This is a genomic window from Hansschlegelia beijingensis, assembly GCF_045505405.1.
Classification (GTDB): domain Bacteria; phylum Pseudomonadota; class Alphaproteobacteria; order Rhizobiales; family Methylopilaceae; genus Methylopila; species Methylopila beijingensis_A.
Map to the genome: position 1 here is coordinate 1 of NZ_JBJKEX010000608.1, position 965 is coordinate 965.

The window sequence follows — 965 nt, forward strand, 5'->3', positions numbered from 1 at the left end:
CGAGCGCGGGCGGATCGAACGCCGGCCGCTCGATGGCCCGGCCGTCGAACGCGCTCCGCAGCAATGACCAGGCCGCGCCGCCCTTGACGCGCTGCGCCGCTGCGCATTGAGTGCGCGCCTTGAGAGAGCCGCCGCGATGACCGCCGTCACCCTGATCGACAACTACGACAGCTTCACCTGGAACGTCGTCCACGCGCTCGGCGCGCTCGGCGCCGAGGTGAAGGTCGTGCGCAACGACAAGGCCACGGTGGACGAGGTTCTGGCCGAAGGGCCGGACGCGATCGTCATCTCGCCCGGCCCGTGCACCCCCCACGAGGCCGGCGTCTCCTGCGAACTGATCGCGCGGGCCGCGGGCCAGGTCCCGGTGTTCGGCGTCTGCCTCGGCCATCAGGCCATCGGCGAGGTGTTCGGCGGCGCGGTGGTGCGCGCGCCGAGCCCCGTGCACGGCAAGCTGGCGCGGATCAATCATGCGGGGCGCGGCGTCTTCCGTGGCCTCAACGGCCCCATCCAGGCGACGCGATACCACTCGCTCGTGGTCCGGCGCGACGACCTGCCCGATGCGCTCGAGGTCACCGCCGAGACGGATGACGGCCTGATCATGGGCCTGTCGCATCGTCAGTGGCCGATCCACGGCGTCCAGTTCCACCCCGAAAGCATCGCGTCGGAGCACGGCGCTTCGATCTTCGGGAACTTCCTCGCCGACGCCGCCGAGTGGAACGCCGAACGTCGGCGGCTCGCGGCTGCGCGCGCTTCCTGAGACCCGGACCATGGATGGATTCAAGGCGGTGCTCGCCCGGATAGCTGACGGGCGTCCGCTCGATCGCGCTGAGGCGGAGGCGGCGTTCGGGCAGCTGATGTCCGGCGAAGCGACGGCGGCGCAGCTCGGCGCCTTCCTGATGGGCCTGCGGGTGCGCGGCGAAACCGTGGACGAGATCGCCGGCGCGGTCGCCGCGATGCGGGCCCGC

General features: G+C 71.9%; 1 protein-coding gene and 1 pseudogene. Both read left to right on the forward strand.

The genetic code is table 11. The features are described from left to right. Positions 1-136: 136 nt before the first annotated feature. Entirely contained in the window at positions 137-757 is a 621-nt protein-coding gene (locus ACIKT0_RS19060; RefSeq protein WP_407106859.1) for an anthranilate synthase component II, read from the forward strand. Between the two features lie 10 nt (positions 758-767). Next, a pseudogene (locus ACIKT0_RS19065) lies at positions 768-965 on the forward strand (anthranilate phosphoribosyltransferase); the annotation flags it as partial.

Coding starts and splice junctions, on each gene's coding strand:
- ACIKT0_RS19060 (WP_407106859.1), top strand. CDS start 137: ATGACCGCCGTCACCCTGATCGACAACTACGACAGCTTCACCTGGAAC.